This window comes from Psychrobacter sp. CX16 (assembly GCF_057396245.1).
Genome location: NZ_JBXYJF010000010.1, coordinates 73379 through 94530 on the forward strand (window position 1 = coordinate 73379; position 21152 = coordinate 94530).

A 21152-nucleotide genomic window follows, 5' to 3' on the forward strand; every position below is an offset into this window, starting at 1 on the left:
TATATGTCTGAATAATAATTTATCTATTATTCAGAGACGTTTATGCAGTCGTAACCTTTCTTAAACTAACTACCATGTTATTTACAGCCCATCCTAGGTATCATTAAACTATTTGAAATACGCTTCTGGGTTATGCTATGGAACTTTTTGCTAATAAGAAAATGCGCAAATCCGTTGTCAAATGGTCGCTTATCGCTCTGGTTGTCATCGCTCTTGGCATACTGGCTTATAACAAATTTAAGCCCCAAGAAGAAGACCCCGGTTATATCACTACCGCTGTTGAAAAGGGTGATATTGAAGATAATGTAATGGCATCAGGTAAGGTCAAAGCGCTGAATACTGTTGATGTTGGTGCGCAGGTATCGGGTGAAGTGACTCGCCTGTATGTGGATGTTGGCGACGAGGTCAAACAAGGCGATTTAATTGCTCAGATTGACCAGATTACCCAGAAGAATAACCTCTCTAATCAGCAAGCGGTTCTTGAACAGAGCCGAGCCGGTTTAGAAAGCGCTAAGGCTGAATATTTAAGTCGTCAAGCAAGTCTTGAAAGTGCCAAAGCAGATTTGGCCAGTCGCGAAGCAGATTTAAAACAAGCTCAGTCAGATTATGCACGGCTACGCCCATTATTAGATATTAACGCCATTAGCGAGCAAGAGGTTGAGGTTGCTAAAACCAATGTCGATACTGCAAAAGCCAGTGTTGATAACGCAAAAGCAGCAATTAAAACTGCGCAGGCAGCTTTAGTCACAGCCCGCTCAGACATCGCTCGAAGTGAAGCCGATTTGCAAATGGCGCAGACCAACGTCGATACAGCCAGCACTGACTTAGGCTACACCACTATTCGTGCACCTATGGATGGTACTGTAGTCGCTGTGGTTACCGAGCAAGGCACAACGGTTAACGCCAATCAGTCTGCTCCCACCATTGTGACCTTAGCCGACTTGTCCACCGTGCGTATCAATGCGCAAATATCAGAGGCGGACGTAATCAACGTTCAAGCCGGTCTTCCGGTTTACTTTAATACTATTGGTAATCCTGACAAAAAATACGACGCGGTATTGACCGCGATTGAACCGGCACCAGAACAAATCAGCGACACCAGTTCGACCGATTCTGCAATTTATTATGTGGGCTATATCGAAGTGCCGAACCCAGAACGCCGTTTTCGTATTGATATGACTGCACAAGTTTATATCGTTGTTGATCAGGCAAAAGATACGCTAATTATACCTTCAGCAGCTGTCAAAAAAGGCACACCTCCGCCTAACAATACTGCAACTACCGCTAATAACGAGGCACCCCCTGCCCGTTCTACGAATAATGACGATAGACCGGCTACTAATAATTCACCTTCTAATGCCAGCGACTCTAATACCTATTACGTGCGTGTGCTTAAAGAGGATGGTAGCGTTGAGAATAGACCCGTTAAAGTGGGTATTGATAACCGAGTGAATGCGCAAATTCTAAGCGGTCTACAAGCCGGCGAACAAGTGATTATTGGTGAAAATCAAGGCGGCGGAAAAGGCGGGCCATCAGGTGGATCTATGAGACTGTAATGACCATAATTATATCGGGTTATCTCAGCGCTATTAGCTGAGCATAGCTCACTAGATATTGCATGATATCTGAATATAAAGTATCTGAATAAAAAACATCTAACCTTAAGACATCGCTATGACTAAATCGCAAGCGTCTCCATTTAATCAAGCAGCTGAGGGTGGCACACAGGCGCCCACTATCATGCAGCTGAGCAATATTGTGCGTGAGTTTGCTGCTGGTGAGCAGACCATTCGAGTGCTGCATGGTATTGATTTAAATATTTATCAAGGCGAAATGGTAGCCATTATCGGTCAATCCGGTTCTGGTAAATCGACCTTGATGAATATTTTGGGCTGCTTAGACAAAGCCAATAGCGGTGAGTATCTAATTTATGGTAAATCTGTCAAACAATTAGAAGCCGATGAATTGGCACAACTGCGCCGTGAGCATTTTGGCTTTATTTTCCAGCGTTATCACTTATTGGGTGATATTAGCGCCCGTGATAACGTTGCGGTGCCTGCAGTTTATGCCGGTATGGATAATACTGCACGTAATGAGCGTGCAGAGCAGCTACTAACCGACTTGGGACTGGGTGATAAGCTGGATAACCGCCCCGGACAACTCTCTGGCGGTCAGCAGCAGCGTGTTTCTGTGGCGCGTGCATTGATGAACGGTGGCGATGTTATCTTGGCCGATGAACCAACAGGGGCGTTAGACAGTAAGTCAGGTGCAGATGTTTTACAGATTCTAAAGGATTTAAATAAAGCCGGTCACACGGTCATCATGGTCACTCACGATGCCTCTATCGCCGAGCAAGCCGAGCGCGTTATTGAGATTAAAGACGGCCGGATTATCGCCGATTATCATAATGATGGCTTTGTGCGAGATAGTGATGAGGATAATCAACCCAATAATAGCGACTCGCCCTCTGATGCCTTGCAGCGGAAGCAAAAAGGACGTCTTAGCTCATTTTTAGACCGCCTATCAGAAGCTTTTAGAATGTCCGTACTGGCAATGCGCGCTCATAAGCTGCGTACGCTATTGACCATGCTCGGTATTATTATTGGTATTGCGTCTGTGGTCTCAGTCGTGGGTCTTGGGCAAGGGTCGCAGCAGCAAATCTTGTCTAATATTAGCTCGCTTGGTACTAACACCATCACCGTAATCGATGGCTATCCATGGGGTGATCCTAGACGTCGCTACAACGATGACAACTTAACCCCAGATGATGCTCAGGCCGTTGCCAATCAGCCTTATGTAGTCAGTGTCAGCCCGCAGCTTGATACCTCAGCGAGCGTGCGCTATCGAAACATTCAAGAATCGGCCAGTATTAGCGGTGTTGGCAAAGATTATCTTGAGGTAACCGGTGAGACTTTGGCCATGGGACAAGGCTTTGATGAACAAAGTATCAGTCGCCGTATGCAAGATGTGATTATTGACGACAATGCCAAATCTACCTTCTTTGCTGATGTAGACAATCCGATTGGTGAAGTGATGCTTATTGGCAATGTTCCAGGCCGAGTTATTGGTATCCTTGGGCCTAGTGATTCAGGCTTTGGTCAATCAAGCGATACTCCGACGATCTTCATGCCTTATACCACCATGATGTCACGTGTATCTGGTACCAATAATATTGAACGCTTTGTGACATTAATCGATCCCTCTATCTCGACCAGCGCCGCAGAATCTGCCATTACTGATCTGATGACCAGCCGTCATGGCACCGACGATTTTAGAACCCGTAATTCCGACTCGATTCGTCAAACCATTGAATCTACTACCACGACCATGACTCTACTAATCTCCTCTATTGCGATTATCTCGCTAATCGTTGGCGGTATTGGGGTAATGAATATTATGCTAGTTTCTGTAACCGAGCGTACTAACGAGATTGGGGTACGTATGGCCGTTGGCGCGCGTCAAAGCGATATTATGCAGCAGTTTTTAATCGAGGCGATTTTAGTCTGTGTGCTCGGCGGCGGACTCGGTTTATTGCTTGCCTTTGGTATCGGTGAAGCCATCAACGCAATTGGTTCAGACAGCTTTAGCGTTATCTACTCGCCAACGTCTATCGCTGCTGCTTTTATTTGCTCGACTCTAATTGGGGTGATATTCGGATTTTTGCCAGCACGTAATGCGGCCAGACTTAACCCTGTAGATGCATTATCTAGAGATTAATATTGGCCAAACACCGATGAATCCATTGAATAAAGAAGATAATATGGCAATAAAAAAGAGCGCTAATAATGTTGAATTGATCTGAATATAAAAAAGTTCAAAAAAAATAATATTTAGGGTTGCAATCTCATTTTTGAAGCGTATAATGTGCTCTCACGTTAAGGGGATACAGCAACCCTTTATCGTAACCTCAAGAGTAAGTAACACTACTCTTCAGGGCCGATAGCTCAGTTGGTAGAGCAGTTGACTTTTAATCAATTGGTCCCGCGTTCGAGTCGCGGTCGGCCCACCAAATATCTAAAATCCCGATTAAGCGTAAGCTAATCGGGATTTTTATTAGAGTATTCCTATCAACATGACAGCAATCAAAAAACTTTAAATTATTTTACTTAAAGTCTTGCAATCTCATTTTTGATACGTATAATATGCCACTCTGTTAAGGGGTACATATCAAACCTTTAAGCAGATAGAAGCTTTCTTTTTATTTATATTAAAAAGCTTCACCTTTAGAGTGACTCACTCTTTAGGGCCGATAGCTCAGTTGGTAGAGCAGTTGACTTTTAATCAATTGGTCCCGCGTTCGAGTCGCGGTCGGCCCACCAAATACTTAAAACCCCGATTAAGCATCGCTCAATCGGGGTTTTTCTTTGTCTTTTTTTATGACTAGATATTCTATCGTCTTCAGCTAAGCCCAAATTTTAGGCAGTTATTTAAACTACCCTATTCTATTCATGCATGACCTTCAAGGCGTATCGACCCGCTTACGTGCAAACTTCAATTGTGGCAGTTTGATAGTTAAGCTTTGCGCCAAAGTCATCTCACGCGGCTGCTCGGGTGCCTGCTTTATAATCTTATCAAAGTCTTCATCTTCAATATGAGCTCGGCCGCCGTGTGCCAATAAGACGGTCTTTGGCTTAAGCGCTCTTATCTTTTCAACCGAATCACGGTACACGCAAGGTAGACTCACCAAATACGGCGAGACAAACTTGGTCTTAATCTTTAAAAATAGATCCGCAATATAAACCTGCTCAGTCGGCTTGTGCCAAAATGATAAATCGCAATCTGTATGGCCTGGCGTCTCCACAATTATCCAATCATCAAATCCTGGTATGCTATCGCCTTCTCGCACCTCGATGTCTGGCTTTAATATCGGGTTGTACCAAAGATTGGTTATCGATTTGCCTTGTCTGTTTGCCACATAGTACGTTAATGCCAAATCATTGAGATGGCTTATTTTACCCCTCACACCTGCGTACCAAGGTTTATAAGCTGCCGCAGTGGCTATCTGACAGCCTGTTCTTTGCTTCAATAGTACTGCCCCGCCTGCATGATCTGGATGCATATGAGTGACCATCACCGTTTTAAGCTGACTGATAGGACGATTCAGCGTATCAGTAATATAAGACAGTATCTTATCGACATCACTGTGACAGCCTGCATCTAGCAATAACAACTTGTCAGGATATACCGCTAAATAAGTGGTCTGAATATAGCCTTGTATGCCGACTATCTCGATTAAGCTCATATAACTCCCTTATCTCTATTGACGGTGTGAAAGATGCTATTTATACCACGTTATGGCGCTCTTGTCATAATGACTCCCTATATACTCTTATGATGATTAAAATTATTCTTCCCCTCATAATAGTATTTAAGGCATAAAAAATCAGCCATGCTTAGCATGACTGATTTTTATACTGCTTATTTTTGACCTCTTGCGAATATTGAAGCTAAATAAGCAGCCTTCAATAAAGGTAATATTTCACAAGGTGATTAAGCTATATTACGGTCGCTAACTTTAGGCTCACGCTCCCACAGACGGGTCTTGGCATTTTCAATAAAACCGTCGACATCATCAAGTGGTGTAACAAACACATCCTTTTCAATTGGCAGTTTGCTTAAGATATGCTCTTCAGTTGCTGGGCAATAAGCAATCGCTTTGCAATGATTATAAGCATCAGTGAACCAATCAAGCGCTGGGCCTTGCTTAGCAAGCTCTTTAGCAACGTCTGGCATAATGATACTAACCACTGCATCAAATATAACAGATGGGCCGCCCTGAACGCGCTCGTCAGCCTGAATACGAGCTCCGTCATCAAGAACAACTTCTTTGGTTGGTGCAACAATCTTAACACTTGCGCCTGCCGCTTTAGCAGCATTCTCAAATTTCTCAATTGCTTCACGCTTAGAGCCGGCACCGACCAAGATACCCACTTGACGACCTTTAAGCGATTTTGGCGTCAGACCAATGGTTTGTACCGCAGGTGACTTATCCATATCGATGATAGGTGCTTGTGGCTTAGGTGCTTCTGGTAATTCCATACCTAGGCCATTTGCTACACGATTAGCCAAATCTTCATCAATGTTTAATAAATGACCTAACATACGTGTACGTACGTGTGCCGTATCGACTTTGCTTAACTCAAAGATATAAGCATCAACAATATGATTTTGCTCTACAGGCGTTTGACTGCGGAAGAACATACGTGGCTGGCTGTAATGATCAGCAAAGCTTTCAGAACGGATACGACCTTTAACACCATCATCTAGCTGCTCATCATAAGACTTAAAGCCTACTTTAGCGTTTGCACGAGGCTTACCTGACTCTAGGCTTTGTGGCTCATACAAGGTACGACCTTTTGGTACTTGCATCTGCATATGACCATCTTGCTGGTTATGCGCAAATGGGCATTTTGGTGCGTTAATTGGAATCTGTGCAAAGTTTGGCGAACCTAGACGTGATAACTGAGTATCTAGGTAACTAAACAAACGACCTTGTAATAATGGGTCATTACTAAAGTCAATACCTGGTGGCAGATGCGATGGGCAGAATGCTACCTGCTCGGTTTCAGCAAAGAAGTTATCTGGATAGCGATTTAATACCATCTTACCGATGATTTTGACCGGTACCATTTCTTCTGGAATCAGTTTAGTGGCATCCAAATGGTCAAACGGGAATTTTTCAGCTTCTTCCTCAGTAAATAACTGAACACCGAACTCCCACTCCGGGAAGTCGCCTGCTTGAATCGCCTCATACAGATCACGGCGATTATAATCAGGATCAGCGCCAGAGATTTTAACCGCTTCATCCCAAGTTAGACCTTGAACGCCTAATTTTGGCTTCCAATGGAAACGAACAAAAGTACTCTTACCTTCTTTATTTAATAGACGATAAGTATGAATACCAAAGCCTTCCATCATACGTAAGCTACGTGGAATCGCACGGTCACTCATTAACCAAATTAGATTGTGCATAGTTTCTGGTGTTAGTGATACAAAATCCCAGAAAGTATCATGAGCAGAGGCTGCTTGCGGGAAGCCGCGATCTGGCTCAGGTTTTACCGCATGAATCAAATCTGGAAACTTCATGGCATCTTGGATAAAGAAGATAGGCATGTTATTACCGACGATATCCCAGTTACCCTCAGAGGTATAGATTTTAACGGCAAAGCCGCGCACATCGCGTGGTGTATCTTTTGAGCCTTTGTTACCGGCTACAGTTGAGAAGCGAGTGAATAACGGTGTTTGTTTGCCAGTCTCGGTTAAGATTTTGGCAGTAGTATATTCTTCTAATGATTCAGTTAATTCAAAATAACCATGTGCACCAGAACCACGGGCGTGAACAATACGCTCAGGGATACGTTCGTGGTCGAAATGGGTAATTTTTTCACGTAATACAAAATCTTCTAACAAAGAAGGACCACGAGGACCCGCTTTTAGCGAATTTTGGTTGTCTGAAATCACAACACCTTGCTGAGTGGTTAAGTTAGGCACATCACCGTCTGCCTGATACTGTGGCTCTCCGCCATTACCTACACTCGGATTCATGTCTTTGGCTGGGTCATTATGATCAATATTGTCTTTCATTATCATATCCTTGCTAATTGAGTATTTATTATCTTAATTATTGTATGACGCTTTTAAAAATCACTACTATGAGCGGTCGCTTCAATAGGTTAATAAAAGCCCCCTTCTAAAAGTAGTAGCCATCTAGCCAAATGTAATACCTACCTTCTATCATACTAAGGCGCAGTATTTATTCAACTTATTAGAGCTGCCAATAAAGAAGACTCCGGCACGTAACTATCTGGCTATACACCCGTTTTTAGTTAATTACTAGGTGTCTCTTTATAGTAAACAAATTAAAGCAGATGGCTGTGTATGTTTAGTTAACTATTTATACTTCGCGTTAACAGTATATTTTTTAAGCTATTATTCTTGCTGATAATCTCCACTCGATTCTCTCAATCAGTCCTTATATTCATTGATCATCACCTATTAATGTGGTGGATATTTTTTTAATACCGCCTCAATATCATGACGCAAAATGTCCACACTTGGCATACGCTCAGCATGAAATCTAATGATAGGAATTCCGGCACTGGCTAGGGCTTTGTCTTTTTTCTCATCCGCTTTGACTCTTGAGGTGCTTTCATGCGTCCAATCATCTAACTCAATCGCCAGTAGCGTGGTCTGTGCATCTCTATCAACAAGCACATAGTCGATGCTTTGTCGGCAAATACGATTAAACCAAAAGTGCTTATCGTCACCGGCATCCTCACTGGTCTCAATAATTCGTGAGAGCTGAACTTGACTAAAGATAAAGTACTCAGGCACCGCCTGCTGTAGCTTTTCAAAAAACAACACCTCACTGTCTGTCATAATTGGCATAGGCTGGAACGGCCAAATAGGCAAATCATCACCACGTACTGGCTTTACCTTTTCTTGCTTTTGTTCATGCCGGCGCTGCCCTATGAGACTAAAAATCACAATGAGCGCCACCAGCATCATCACACCAAACATCATAAAATCCACTAACGTATACCACCTTTATAACTCATTGAAATTAAAAGCATTATTATGGCAGTTTTATGACACCATCACCATAACTGCATAAAAAAACACGACATTTGATGTCGTGTTAGTGTGTATCCTAATTTCCATAGCCAATCATCTATTTGATAGATGACTGCACTTTATTACTGTTAACGCCAATAAAGTACCCAAGCATTATTCACATCTGTACGGGAGTCGGCGTTAATCTTATCTTTAAGCGCCAGTGCGGCCTCTTTGCCTTTTTCTGGCCCAACAATCACACGTACACCGCGGCTGGTCTTACTGGTACTGGCTGAATAACCAGCAGCTTTCATTTGCTTAACGATTTCGTCTGCTTTTTGCTGATTGTCGGCTAAAGCGACTTGGACACCAAAGGTACCTTTGGCCTCACCTCTGGCTGCTTCACGGCGCGCTTCTGCTAGGCGTTTTTGCGCTTCTTGTTTCTTAGCGGCGGCAGCTTTGCGCTGCTCGGCTTCACGCTGTAAGCGCTGCACTTGCTTACGTGATGGAATTGTTAGCGCCTGACCCACACGTAATGAAGAACCGGTGCTCATATTGTTTGCTTCGGCTAGCGCTTCAACCGGTACGTTATATTGACGTGCTAATTTAATCAAACCATCACCGCGTTGTACTTTGTAGTCTAACTGGCGAGGTGGTGCGCTATTGGTTGGTGCCGGATTAGATTTGGTTTCGCTGCTTTTTGTGTCCGGCTTAGCTGCGACTTGTTGTGGCTTGCTTTGACTGTGATTACTAGCATTGTATTCTTTTACCAGACGATCCACTTGACTGGCAGAGGGAATCGTAATCTCTTGACCAGCTCTTAGCACAGAATCCGTTGATAATTTATTGGCCTGCGAGATGGCTTCAACTGGCATATTATAACGACGCGACAGTTTAATCAAACCGTCACCGCGCTGAACGGTATAAGATTGGGTTCTGCTTGGTGCTTTTGCCTTAGGCTCTGGTTTAGGCTCAGGCTTCGCCGCTGCTGTCTCAACTTTAGTCGCATCTGGCTTTGCGGTAGCAGTCTGCGTTTGTGCCGCTTGAGTGGTTTGCGCGTTGGCCTGTTGAGCTTGGTTAGTCGCAGGTTCATGCTCTACTTGCCTAGCCATCACTACAGGCTTAGTGATCGGAACCTGTTGCCTCTTTACCTCTTCGGGTGCCTCATCTACAATCGGCTCAGCGGCATTGCTGCGATATTGCTGATTCTCTTCGCGCGCTTTTTGCATCGCCAAGATTTCCGCTTTTTCTTGCTCTGTCAAAAACTCGCGCGCGCGTCTGTCTAACTCAGCCGCTTTTTTCTCACGTGCTAGACGCTTTTGCTCTAGAATTCTCTCTTCGGTTGCTAGGTCTGCGGTGAGCGGTTTTGAGTTGTCGTCGGCAGCAGCGACCTCAGTGACTTTTGGTGCATTATCTGCTGCACTCTCAGGAGGCGTGTCCATCTGTTTGACCATGGCAAAAAGTAGCATGCCGCCCCCTAGAAATACGCCGGTTCCCAATAATAATTGTCGTGACGAATCCATATACATACCCTTTGTTATAACGTGATGTTGCAAACGTGCAAAATGTTCTGATTAAAATACACAGCTATCGGCTTTGTTTATCTAGATAGCCGCTTCATTTAAAGAAAAGCAAATAAAAATATATCTAAAAGATTATAAAGGATTCACCGGCTTATGTCTGCTACCCTGTGCATCTTGTCGCTGTTCAGCTGCTCTACTATCCTATTAAGTACATTTACAATAAGCCCAAAGCGATAAAAGCGATAGAGGTTGAATCCGTACTTATCACATGCTTAAGACTGGCAATTTTTTATTAATTCTAAAACCATTATAAAGCCGCTTAGGTTTATATTGAGCTATATTCGTCTTGCCTATTGAACAATGGGAGCTATAGCGATAATCTATTTAAGTATTTGGTTATATTACACTTCATTGTAGACAATATTCATCACAAACAAGGTAATAGCTATGAACCCGCTTACTGGTGCCGAACAAGATTCCAACGCTGAAACAGCCCCTCTACCACTACAAAATGACCTTTTTAAAATCGGCAGTCGCACCTTCTCCTCTCGCCTGCTAGTTGGGACAGGTAAATATAAAGACTTAGCCGAAACCGGTGAAGCCATTGCCGCATCTGGTGCAGAAATCGTCACTGTTGCGATACGCCGTACCAATATTGGGCAAAATAAAAATGAGCCTAATCTATTAGATGTTATCTCTCCTGAAAAATATACCATTTTACCAAATACAGCAGGCTGTTTTGACGCCGACACAGCCATCCGCACCTGCCAATTGGCACGTGAATTGCTAGACGGCCATAACTTAGTTAAATTAGAAGTGCTTGGCGACCAAGACACCCTTTATCCAAATGTGACTGACACTCTTATTGCTGCTCGCACTTTGATTGACGATGGTTTTGAGGTCATGGTGTATACCTCAGATGATCCGATTATCGCAAAAGAGCTCGCTAGTATGGGCTGTGTTGCTATTATGCCACTTGGCAGCTTAATCGGCTCGGGCTTGGGCTTATTAAACCGTCATACTTTAAGCTTAATTGTTGAAAATGCACGTGGCCAAAACGTACCTGTCTTGGTAGACGCTGGTGTTGGTGCAGCATCTGATGCATCAATTGCTATGGAGCTTGGCTGTGATGGCGTATTAATGAACTCTGCTATTGCTCATGCACAAAACCCTGTTATGATGGCTCATGCAATGAAATATGCAATTTGGGCAGGTCGTGCCTCTTATCTTGCCGGCAGAATGCCGATGCGTAAAATGGCAGTACCCAGCTCACCGCAGACCGGTTACTTTTTTCAGTAGCTTATTATGAATCAGCTAGCAGATACGATTTGCAGAACGTGCGAGACTGGAAATCAGGTATCACGTTTTGCAAACCTACTAGATAATTTTATTGCCTTTAATCAAATGAACCCCGATTAGATGAGTAAAATAGGTCGCAGTTTTTGGATAAAAGCCGCGCCTATTTGCTTTATTTAAAAGAAACCTACCCACGATTTTTATATAAAATATAGGCATTATTAGTAATAAATGTCACATATAACGATTTTTATCGCTAAAATCCGCTATTTGCAGTATAAAACTTGTATATTTGACAATGTATCTTTATGACACTCCTCTCACTTTTTGTTAATGATGACTTTAATTTATTTTTACTGACTAGCAAGGGAATGCCATGCGTCTACTATCCATAGTCGATTTACTTTTCTTATTACTAGAGAAAAGAAAACAGCCCATGCACGTTGGCGGCTTGTTTTTATTTGAGTTGCCTGAAGATGCGAGCGAAGACTTTGTACAATCACTGGTACAACAAATGCAAAGCTCTAAGGTATCGCCAACCTTTCCTTTTAACCAAGTGCTGTATAATCTGAGCTATTGGAAGGAGGATGAAGAGTTTGAGGTTGAGCACCATCTTCATCATGTGGCCCTACCGAAGCCTGCACGTGTACGCGAGCTATTGTCTTATATATCTAAAGAGCATGGACGCCTTTTAGATAGAGCCCGCCCATTGTGGGAATGCCATATTATTGAAGGCATTGAGCCTGAGTCTCCGGGTCGACCTAAGCGCTTCGGTTTGTATTTTAAAATCCATCACTCTTTGGTCGATGGTATTGCCGCCATGCGTTTGGTGCAAAAGAGTCTATCACAATCGCCTAACGAGAACTTATCATTACCGCTATGGGCAATGATGATGCGTCATCGTCATCAGATTGAGACTATTATCCCCAAAGAGCGTGCCATGCGTCATATCATCAGTGAACAGGTGCAAACCGCCAAACCAGTAGTAACGGAGTTGATACGCACCTTAGGACAAGGCAAAGACTCGCACTTCGTCAAAACCACGCAAGCGCCGCACAGCATCCTTAATCAGCGCATTTCAAGCTCACGCCGCTTTGTTGCTGAATCATTTGATATTGAGCGCTTTAAACGGATAGCCAATCACTTAAATGTCAGCATCAATGATGTGGTATTGGCAATCTGCTCAGGCTCATTGCGTGAATATCTATTGTTGATAGATAAACTGCCTAAAGAGCCGCTTATTGCGTGGGTTCCATATTCTATGCGTAAGGATAAAACAGCAGCGGGCAATCAGTTTGCCTTTATCCTGTGTAATTTAGGCACACATATTGACAACCCTCTAAAGCGTTTGAACCTGATTCATTTGAGTATGAATAATGGCAAGCAGCGTTTTGGGCGTATGAGTCAAGCTGAGGTTATTAATTATAGCCTAGTGGCCTATAGTTGGGAATTTGCCAACGTTTTAACCAGTGCTTTTCCTAAAAAGCAGGCGTTTAACTTAATCATCTCTAACGTTCCAGGCTCACAAAAACCACTTTACTGGAATGGCGCGAAGCTAAAAGCGTTGTATCCTGCGTCCATTTTGTTTAACGGTCAGGCATTGAATATCACGCTAGCCAGTTATCTGGACTGCATTGAGTTTGGTATTGTGGCCTGTAGTAAAACGCTGCCAAAGATTCAAAACATACTGAAGTTACTAGAGTCTGAATTATCAAAGCTTGAGACAATCTGTACCGAGCGTGAACTGGGTATTCGTGAATAATGCTTAGGTAAATTATTTTGATAAAGTATAGCGCCAGTTAACATAACGCCTCTTGTCAGCTGATGAGAATAGACTCACAATAGTCCGCATTTAGCTTGTGTCATTAAGGAACAAGCCGTGAGGAAAAATATGCGTTTATTAACTTTAGTCGAGCAGCTTCTAATGCTACTCGAAAAACAAAAACAGCCCATGCACGTTGGTGGGCTGTTTTTGTTTGAGTTGCCAGAAGAGGCATCCCCAAATTTTGTTGCCAATTTAGTACAGCAAATGCAGACCAGTCAGGTCAAGCCCACCTCGCCTTTTAATCAGGTGCTACACAATCATACGCTGTGGAAAACGGTTGATACCTTCGATGTCTATCAGCATCTGCATCATGTCGTATTAGGTACCTCTGATGCCGGCGATGATGTCTTAAGCTATGTCTCTAAAGTACATGCCACAGCCCTCGATAAATCACGCCCTTTATGGGAATGTCATATCATAGAAGGGGTGCCGCCTGCCTCTGCCAATGGGCCTGCTCGCTTTGCTTTGTACTTTAAAATCCATCATGCCTTAGTTGATGGGGTAGCTGCTATGCGTTTGGTAGAACGATCACTATCAACGTCGCCAACAGAAGTGATGCAGCTGCCACTGTGGGCACTATTAAGACGCAATCAGGACCACTTACAAACCGTGATTCCTAAAAAACGCTCTCCTATCACTATCGCTAAAGAACAAGCCAGCTCTATCGGCACTGTGTTCTCAGAGCTTAAAGACAGCTTTTCGCTACGCAATACCGTCACTCATGTAAAAAGCACACAAGCACCGCGCTCTATATTAAATCAGCGTATCTCACAGCAGCGGCAACTAATGACACAGTCGTATCAACGTAGCCGCTTCAATCAAATTGCTAAGCATCTGAATGTTAGTAGCAATGACGTGGTTCTTGTTGTTTGTGCAACAGCGCTGCGTCGATATTTACTGTCTTTATATCAATTGCCTATTGAGCCATTAATCGGCTTTGTGCCTATCTCATTGCGCACCGATAACAGCGCCACCGGCAATCAGGCCTCACTGGTGCTGTGTAATCTGGCGACTCACGTTACTGACCCAATTGAGCGGCTACAAATTATTCATGAGAGTATGACTAAGAATAAAGCACGATTTGGGCGTATGAATCAGGTAGAAGTAATTAACTATAGTGCGGTAGCTTATGCTTGGGAGGGCGTGAACTTATTGACCAATGCCTATCCTAAAAAGCAGGCCTTTAACCTACTTCTCTCTAATGTTCCCGGTCCTAAGCAGACTTTATATTGGAATGGTGCTAAGCTCAGCTCTTTGTATCCGGCTTCGATTATCTTTGATGGACAAGCGCTTAATATTACTCTGGTGAGTTATTTAGATCATATGGACTTTGGTATTGTCGCTTGTACTAAACATCTACCAAATATCGATAAACTGCCATCACTCATTGAGGAGGCATTAATTGAATATGAGCAGCTGTGTCAATCATAAGTCATAGACTCTACTATGTTAATCACAACTGCTACTTTATCGCTTAATGCACGGTAGCAGTTGTGATTTATGACTTAAACATCTTTTGCATCCACCACATACCGTAATAGACCACAGCATAATTAATCACAAAACCAATCGCACCGCTAATAATCAAGATGGGTAACATACCATTGTCCATAAGCGTCTGTAACGTGACTTCTCCGTTGGATATATTATCGATTGAGAAAATCATGAGTAGCGATGTCACGATAAAGGTAAACGTCGCAACCAACATGCCCAGTCGACTACATTCCATTTGCTCTAGTCGGCGATGCTCTAACCTTTTAAAGATGACAATCATTGCGATATTTAAGAAAATTATCACAAATGCTGACAGCAGCAGACCACCAAACGGGAAATGTATTTGCTCTAGCAGCGCTGGTAGAAACACATATGCTAGGGTAAAAGGGATGGCATAGCGCAGTAAGTAGCGAAAGCTTTTGGTATGCGCTGTCATTTTTAAACGGGTGGGATCAGGCTGGTTTTGTTCGGGGGTACTTAATAAGTTCTCTTCTAGCGTCTTCATTTGTTTTCTCATGTCATTACGGTGTCAGCACCAAACTATCTAAACATAAATTGCTGTTTATTGCGCTAACTAAATCATTACGCTAACTAAAAAGAGGTGAGTCAAAAAACTCACCTCTTTTTTGTATCATCACATTAACTGATTTAACTAGAGACTTTTTCAGCCTTAAAGCCAAGCGACTTAACTGTCTCTTCTTTATCATAAGGCGCTAATACCGCTTTGGTACATGGCTTGTCTTTAAGGTAAGTTGCTGCCACACGGTGTAAGTCTTCTAGCGTTACTGCTAGAATATTACCGCGCATTTTTTGCTGCCATGCCTCACCGCGCAAATGCAGATCTGCAAAGCAAGATTTCACCGCTTCGCCCGCAGGTGAGCCAGGTTTGTCCATGCTTGAGACGATACCTAAAATGGCTTCTTCTAGCTGCTCAGGCTGCTGCGCTTCATTTAATAACCAGTCAACGCTTTTGGCAAAATGATCAAAGGTTTCTGCACAGTGCGGATCGCGGTAGCTGAAGAATTTAAACGCACACGCATTGGCATCATAGCCTGCGCCGCCACCATAAGCACCGCCACGCTCACGAATGGCGCTATGTAAATAGCCATTACGTAAGTATGGAGCCAATACCATCAGTGGGGCGCAGTCTGGATGATCTGCCGTAACCGCAGGGAATACAGCGGCATTGTGATACACATTAGTCGCCACTAACCATGCCAGATCTTCAGCTTGACGGTCTATTACTTGAATCAACTTATCGCTATCCACTGCTTTGTTGCTTGGCGATGTAAGTGTTAACTGAAGAGAGCTATATTCTTCTGGAATGCTAGCCATTAGCGCCTGCTTATCTTGCGCCACCTTACCAGTATACAGCGAGTCCTGCCAGCTTTGCTCAATCAAAGCTTTAAAGTGTTCAGTTTGCTCTGGTTCACACACCAATAATGCCTCTTTTGGTAGACTGACCAAGCGCTTATGCAGAACCATCAATGCGGTAGCCAATTCATCCCACTTGCTGCTGTCTTCTGCAGCATTATCTAAGAAAGTCTTTAAAGCATTTAGTGCAGGCAGACCGCTGCGAACATACTCAAGCTCAGCTTGACGACTCATACCGCGGCTTGCTGTTTGCATTGCATAGGCATGCCCTGCACTGGCCAGACGAGACTGCCAACCAGAACGTTTTTGCTGCAACAGCTCTTTAATGCGGTCATGCTCAGTAAAGACGCTGTGCTCTAAGACTTGCTTCACCAGATTGATGGCTTCTGGCTTACGGTTTAGCGCACGGGTTGCCACCACAAAATAGCTGGTCAAGGTATCGGCATCATAAGTGCTGGTACGCTGACTCACACGGGCTGTTACACCTGAAGAATGGGCAGCTTGCACTGCCTGAAACTCACGTGCCGAATAGGTATCAGTACCAAGCTCTGATAACAAACCTAGGTATAACGGCAACAGCGGATGATTGATAATGTCATCTTGTCCGGCTAACGGCATAATTAGCTGATAATAATACAGACCGTTTGTGCCCGCTTCATATTGATGCAAGGTGCTGCTTTGACCGGCAAGAGTAATATCTACCTCTTTGCCATGAATAAAGCTGAGCGATTCAGGTACGTCCTCAAGACCGACCTTAGGCAGTAAACTTAAATCATCTGGTGCAGCTTGACGGGCGGCCAAATCGAGTGCTTGCTGCTTTAATATGCTCTTATCGTCTTCGGTTAAGTTTGACTCAATGGTATCAAGACGAACCTGCTCCGCTGCTGCAAGCTTGGCCGACTTAGTATCATCAGGAATCAAAGTCACACGCACACGATGCGGATTATCAAGCAGATGCTGCTTTAATAAACCGGGCAACCAACTTGGGTCTTTAACTTGTTCACGCAGCCACTGTAGATGTTCATCCACCTCCCACACATCAATCGGATTGCCATCATGAATGGCGGTGCTAAAGCCCTCTAGCATAAGATTTAGACCATAAGGGATACTGTCACCGCCAATATGACGCTGATCAATCTCGATTTGATGCAAGATAGTCTCAATGGCTTCTGGATCAATCTCGCTATTGGCTACCTCTTCAAGTAGTTCTAGAATACCGGCTTCGATAGCATCCGCATGCTCTTCTTCTGAACCACGAACGCCGGTATAAAATACCATCTCATAGTGACTGTCATCGAGACCTAATAACGGGCTCGGACCGGTCGCTAACGGATGGCTATCTAGATAGGAACGTAGTGGTGAGCCGGCATGCTCAATTAACACACCCTCTAACAAACGCAGCGCCAAACGTTGTTTTGGATTGGTAATCGCAGGCAATAACCATGCCATCACATGATGGGTTTGTGCTTTATCAATCTCATCAATGGTATAGGTATCGGTCACTTGAATCGGCGCCGTTAAACGCTGCTCTGCACGCGATTCATGCTTTTTGCCCATTTCAAACTGAGTCAATGCGTCGTCATGGATTTTGCTTTGGGTGTCACTAACTGGAATATTACCGAAGCTCATAATCACACTGTTTGATGGGTGATAATGGCTCTTATGGAACTCAACCAATTCTGCATGGGTTAAGTCCGGAATATCAGCAGGATCACCGCCAGAGTTATAATGATAGGTCGTGGTCGGGAATAAGTTATGCGCAACCGTATGATATAGCTGATCAATCTCGCCACTCATCGCACCTTTCATCTCGTTAAACACGATACCTTTAAACTGCGGCTTGTCGTTCTCATCAAGCTCGATGCGAATGCCTTCTTGAGCAAAATCAAGCGGATGCAAATTAGGGAAAAACGAGGCGTCCAAATAGATTGACAATAGATTAAAGTAGTCGTTCTCATTTTGAGTAGCGAACGGATAAGCGGTCCAATCTGCCGCAGTCATCGCATTCATAAAGGTGTTTAAAGAGCGTTTGATCATCGAAAAAAACGGGTCACGCACTGGATATTTGGCCGAGCCACATAGCGCAGTATGCTCTAAAATATGTGCCTCACCTTTTGAATCCATTGGCTGTGTTCTAAAGCCAACCAAAAAGGCATTTTCATCACTTGGGTGCGCCAAATGATAATGCATAGCGCCGGTTTGCTTATGTTTAGAAATTAGCACATCCAAAGACAACGCCTCAATCTTGCGATGTTCAATCAGCTCAAAGCTTGGATGTAAGGTGAGATTGGGTGTAAAGGTAGAAGCATTTTCTTTTTGCATAAATTGACTCTTTTTATTTGATATATGAGTGTTAAAAGACCTAAGGTCTTATTATCGATAGCTGTTTGTATATTGGTAATTATGTCTGTGTCATGACGCTGTTTGTATCTGACTTTTGTATTGTCACCATTATCGCTATGGTGAATCGTCCTACTATCATTAACACGACTGATTTAAACAGACAGTTCACTGACGCTTAAATTTCGCGGATGGTATAGCGTGGCTTTAGGCTGGCTTGCGAAGAGGGTTACCCATAACATTCAGTGGGTTATCGATAACCGTGCATCATAAATAGACACCGGCCCATTTAGGCCGACCCTATCAAAATGCGAACCGCTTAGAATAACTCATTTAGCCTATAAAGGCTATATAAAGCGGATATCTAGGTTATCTATAGGTTACTTAATGGAGCCACCGATTATTTTTTAAAGGTATCTTCTTTAAAGAGCGACTTTTAAACTTTTTTATCCTAAAACACATTTTTAATCTGACTGACAGCGTTCATTATTATCGATAAAGCCTCTATTTTATTAGGGCGTGTGGAACATTCGACCATGGCACTGGCGGCGACTATTTTTTAGTCAATATGCAGTGAAATTTTTGACGCTTAGTCATTCTAAGTTAGACAATTTCGCAATATATTGGCAAAAAAGAGTCCCGCCCCTGAGAACGGATTAAGCAAAGCACTGCTTTGCCCGTTCGCAAGGCGAGAGATGTGCTCGAGTGAGGCTGATGCTAAAATCGCCCCAGACGTTGTTGCAAAACTAGTCAAGGTCTAGACATTAACTACGGTTTACGCCTAGTCTGAAACAATTTTAGCTATCAGCAGTGCTAATTTGCGAATGTTCCACACGCCCTAAGCTAATCTGCCTTTTTTGTGAAACATAATGTAAACCAATCAGTCACTGTATTGATGCCGCCAAGCTTTTATTATGGCCTAACATTTTGTTGTGTCTATTTTATGACACGCAAACCCTTACAAATAAAGCATTTTAACAGTTACCCCCACTATCTGTGGATAAGTCTGTGGATAACCGCAAGCTTGACATCAAATAGCTTACTGTAGATAAGGCTTTTCCTTAAATTGCTTGTTTTTTGTACAATTAATAATTTAAATAAAATCAATAACTTATAAGCCAACATTTATCCATTTAACTTTTTTATCGTTTTTATCAAAGGTTAAGTTTAACGCTCATATGTTCCACAGCAGAGCAAACAGGGGTTGCGTTTTAAAGTAATTTTATGTCTATCTAACGGATTAACCTCTAAAATTCTAATCGCTAAAATCCCCAAAAGTTAGTCTATTTCCAGTATCATATCACCACCAAATTTATGGCCCATTATTATTAAAAAATCATTAACGATAATGAGGAAACCATAAGTCACTCACCCCCCTACTTTCTTCAATCAAATGGATACAATATGTACGATGTGATGGCCTTAGGCAATGCGCTAGTCGACCACGAATATTTATTAAATGAAGAGCAGCTTAGCAAGACCGGTTTGACCAAAGGCAGCATGAATTTAGCCAGCCTAGAGGAACAAACTGAGTTATTAAATACCTTTAAATCACAGAAAATTAGCCCTTCTAAACGCTCAGGCGGCGGCTCTGCAGCCAATGCCCTATTTGCCTTTACTTGCTTAGGCGGTAAGTCGTTCCATTGTTGCCGTGTGGGTAATGATGAGGCCGGTCAATTCTATTTAAATGATTTAAAAAAAGCCGGTGTGGCTACCTCAGATATCTCGGTTGCTGATCACGGTGTCACTGGCACTTGCGTCGTGGTTATCACCCCAGACGGTGAGCGCACTATGCAGACTTACTTGGGCGTATCTAGTGAAATTAATGATGCCAACGTTGATTTTGAATCATTAAGCCAAAGCAACTGGCTGTATGTTGAAGGTTATCTGGCGATGTCAGAGAAGCTACTGTCTGCTGTGACTGCTCTACGTCAGCAAGCAGCAGAAAACGATACAAAAATCGTAGTAAGCTTTGCCGATCCTGCCGTGGTTAACTTTGCCAAAGAGGGATTACTTGAGATATTAGGTGATGGCGTAGCGACTATTTTCTGCAACGTAGAAGAAGCGCAATTATTCACGGGTGAAAGCACAATTACTGATGCGGCCAAAGCATTAACCAAATATTGTGAGCTTGCGGTGGTGACCAATGGTCCACAAGACACGGTTATTTGTGAGCGCGCTGAAGATGGCAGATTAGCCATTACCACAGTTGGCACACCAAGTGTTGATAAGGTAGTTGATACTAATGGTGCCGGCGATAACTATTCTGGTACATTCTTATATGCGTTATCAAAAGGCTTGCCATTAGAGCAATGCGGTGTGCTTGCCAGCCACGTTGCTAGCCGCGTTGTTCAGCAATTTGGTCCTCGTTTGCCAGTTGATGCGTATCAAGAGATTGCCAATCAAGTATTAGAAAGCTAATAGCCTCTAACACTTTTTTCGCTATAATGTTTTTTACATTAAAAAGCCCATGCTAATTAGTATGGGCTTCTCTTTGCTGACTGTCCCGTCCTAAAATAAGTTTACGAAAAGGAAGCTTATAAATGGACAAAGCAGAAAGATCAAGGATTAAACGAACACAGAAAGATTACACACTCGGCTTTAAATTAGCTGTGGTAGGGCAAGTAGAAAAAGGCGACATGACCTACAAACAAGCCCAAAAGCACTATGGCATACAAGGACGTAGTACCGTCCTAACTTGGCTTAGGAAACATGGTACATTAGACTGGAATACACCGCCAAAGAGC

13 protein-coding genes and 2 tRNA genes are annotated in these 21152 nt (G+C 43.3%); 9 read left to right on the forward strand and 6 right to left on the reverse strand.

Going from position 1 to position 21152, the window contains the following annotated elements; translation table 11 throughout:
- Positions 1-137 precede the first annotated feature (137 nt).
- The 4 genes from AC2SLM_RS05535 to AC2SLM_RS05550 all read left to right on the forward strand — a co-directional run bounded on the left by AC2SLM_RS05535 (position 138) and on the right by AC2SLM_RS05550 (position 4319).
- Positions 138-1556 (forward strand): permuted SH3 domain-containing protein, encoded by a 1419-nt coding sequence (locus AC2SLM_RS05535; RefSeq protein ID WP_486552540.1) that lies wholly within the window; start codon positions 138-140, stop codon positions 1554-1556.
- A gap of 184 nt (positions 1557-1740) precedes the next feature.
- Positions 1741-3717, forward strand: coding sequence for a MacB family efflux pump subunit (locus AC2SLM_RS05540; RefSeq protein ID WP_486552565.1), 1977 nt, complete (start codon positions 1741-1743; stop codon positions 3715-3717).
- 216 nt (positions 3718-3933) lie between these two features.
- Positions 3934-4009 (forward strand) — tRNA-Lys (locus AC2SLM_RS05545).
- Between the two features lie 234 nt (positions 4010-4243).
- Positions 4244-4319, forward strand: a tRNA-Lys gene (locus tag AC2SLM_RS05550).
- A 140-nt stretch (positions 4320-4459) separates the two neighbouring features.
- Here AC2SLM_RS05550 and AC2SLM_RS05555 read toward each other — a convergent pair.
- The 4 genes from AC2SLM_RS05555 to AC2SLM_RS05570 all read right to left on the reverse strand — a co-directional run bounded on the left by AC2SLM_RS05555 (position 4460) and on the right by AC2SLM_RS05570 (position 10076).
- The gene (locus AC2SLM_RS05555; RefSeq protein WP_486552542.1) at positions 4460-5242 is read right to left on the reverse strand and encodes an MBL fold metallo-hydrolase; all 783 of its coding nucleotides are present in this window, start codon (positions 5240-5242) and stop codon (positions 4460-4462) included.
- Positions 5243-5490: 248 nt separating this feature from the next.
- A complete protein-coding gene (locus AC2SLM_RS05560) occupies positions 5491-7584 on the reverse strand; it encodes a catalase (protein WP_486552544.1) in 2094 nt (697 codons plus the stop codon).
- Between the two features lie 411 nt (positions 7585-7995).
- Positions 7996-8523 (reverse strand): DUF2726 domain-containing protein, encoded by a 528-nt coding sequence (locus tag AC2SLM_RS05565; protein WP_486552567.1) that lies wholly within the window; start codon positions 8521-8523, stop codon positions 7996-7998.
- A gap of 179 nt (positions 8524-8702) precedes the next feature.
- On the reverse strand, positions 8703-10076 hold the full coding sequence (locus AC2SLM_RS05570) for an SPOR and LysM peptidoglycan-binding domain-containing protein (RefSeq protein ID WP_486543657.1): 1374 nt from the start codon (positions 10074-10076) through the stop codon (positions 8703-8705).
- A gap of 447 nt (positions 10077-10523) precedes the next feature.
- On the opposite strand from AC2SLM_RS05570, the gene AC2SLM_RS05575 reads away from it, so the two are divergent.
- From AC2SLM_RS05575 to AC2SLM_RS05585, 3 genes are all read left to right on the forward strand, one after another.
- A complete protein-coding gene (locus tag AC2SLM_RS05575) occupies positions 10524-11375 on the forward strand; it encodes a thiazole synthase (RefSeq protein WP_486552546.1) in 852 nt (283 codons plus the stop codon).
- A 373-nt stretch (positions 11376-11748) separates the two neighbouring features.
- Positions 11749-13134: a WS/DGAT/MGAT family O-acyltransferase gene (locus tag AC2SLM_RS05580; protein ID WP_486552548.1), complete on the forward strand. Its 1386-nt coding sequence runs from the start codon at positions 11749-11751 to the stop codon at positions 13132-13134.
- 129 nt (positions 13135-13263) lie between these two features.
- Positions 13264-14628, forward strand: coding sequence for a WS/DGAT/MGAT family O-acyltransferase (locus AC2SLM_RS05585; protein WP_486552550.1), 1365 nt, complete (start codon positions 13264-13266; stop codon positions 14626-14628).
- Positions 14629-14695: 67 nt separating this feature from the next.
- Here the strand turns inward: AC2SLM_RS05585 and AC2SLM_RS05590 are convergent, their stop codons facing one another.
- Together AC2SLM_RS05590 and AC2SLM_RS05595 are read right to left on the reverse strand one after the other, a co-directional pair.
- On the reverse strand, positions 14696-15196 hold the full coding sequence (locus AC2SLM_RS05590) for a hypothetical protein (RefSeq protein WP_486552552.1): 501 nt from the start codon (positions 15194-15196) through the stop codon (positions 14696-14698).
- Between the two features lie 143 nt (positions 15197-15339).
- On the reverse strand, positions 15340-18387 hold the full coding sequence (locus tag AC2SLM_RS05595) for an insulinase family protein (RefSeq protein WP_486552554.1): 3048 nt from the start codon (positions 18385-18387) through the stop codon (positions 15340-15342).
- Positions 18388-19809: 1422 nt separating this feature from the next.
- On the opposite strand from AC2SLM_RS05595, the gene AC2SLM_RS05600 reads away from it, so the two are divergent.
- Together AC2SLM_RS05600 and AC2SLM_RS05605 are read left to right on the forward strand one after the other, a co-directional pair.
- Positions 19810-20826 (forward strand): adenosine kinase, encoded by a 1017-nt coding sequence (locus AC2SLM_RS05600; RefSeq protein ID WP_486552556.1) that lies wholly within the window; start codon positions 19810-19812, stop codon positions 20824-20826.
- A 122-nt stretch (positions 20827-20948) separates the two neighbouring features.
- Positions 20949-21152 (forward strand): helix-turn-helix domain-containing protein (locus AC2SLM_RS05605; protein WP_486552558.1); only part of this gene is annotated, 204 nt, incomplete at its 3' end.

Excerpts from the sequence above, each read along its gene's own strand:
- AC2SLM_RS05535 (WP_486552540.1), top strand. The coding sequence starts at position 138 with ATGGAACTTTTTGCTAATAAGAAAATGCGCAAATCCGTTGTCAAATGG.
- AC2SLM_RS05540 (WP_486552565.1), top strand. The coding sequence starts at position 1,741 with ATGCAGCTGAGCAATATTGTGCGTGAGTTTGCTGCTGGTGAGCAGACC.
- AC2SLM_RS05555 (WP_486552542.1), bottom strand. The coding sequence starts at position 5,242 with ATGAGCTTAATCGAGATAGTCGGCATACAAGGCTATATTCAGACCACT.
- AC2SLM_RS05560 (WP_486552544.1), bottom strand. The coding sequence starts at position 7,584 with ATGAAAGACAATATTGATCATAATGACCCAGCCAAAGACATGAATCCG.
- AC2SLM_RS05565 (WP_486552567.1), bottom strand. The coding sequence starts at position 8,523 with ATGATGTTTGGTGTGATGATGCTGGTGGCGCTCATTGTGATTTTTAGT.
- AC2SLM_RS05570 (WP_486543657.1), bottom strand. The coding sequence starts at position 10,076 with ATGGATTCGTCACGACAATTATTATTGGGAACCGGCGTATTTCTAGGG.
- AC2SLM_RS05575 (WP_486552546.1), top strand. The coding sequence starts at position 10,524 with ATGAACCCGCTTACTGGTGCCGAACAAGATTCCAACGCTGAAACAGCC.
- AC2SLM_RS05580 (WP_486552548.1), top strand. The coding sequence starts at position 11,749 with ATGCGTCTACTATCCATAGTCGATTTACTTTTCTTATTACTAGAGAAA.
- AC2SLM_RS05585 (WP_486552550.1), top strand. The coding sequence starts at position 13,264 with ATGCGTTTATTAACTTTAGTCGAGCAGCTTCTAATGCTACTCGAAAAA.
- AC2SLM_RS05590 (WP_486552552.1), bottom strand. The coding sequence starts at position 15,196 with ATGAAGACGCTAGAAGAGAACTTATTAAGTACCCCCGAACAAAACCAG.
- AC2SLM_RS05595 (WP_486552554.1), bottom strand. The coding sequence starts at position 18,387 with ATGCAAAAAGAAAATGCTTCTACCTTTACACCCAATCTCACCTTACAT.
- AC2SLM_RS05600 (WP_486552556.1), top strand. The coding sequence starts at position 19,810 with ATGTACGATGTGATGGCCTTAGGCAATGCGCTAGTCGACCACGAATAT.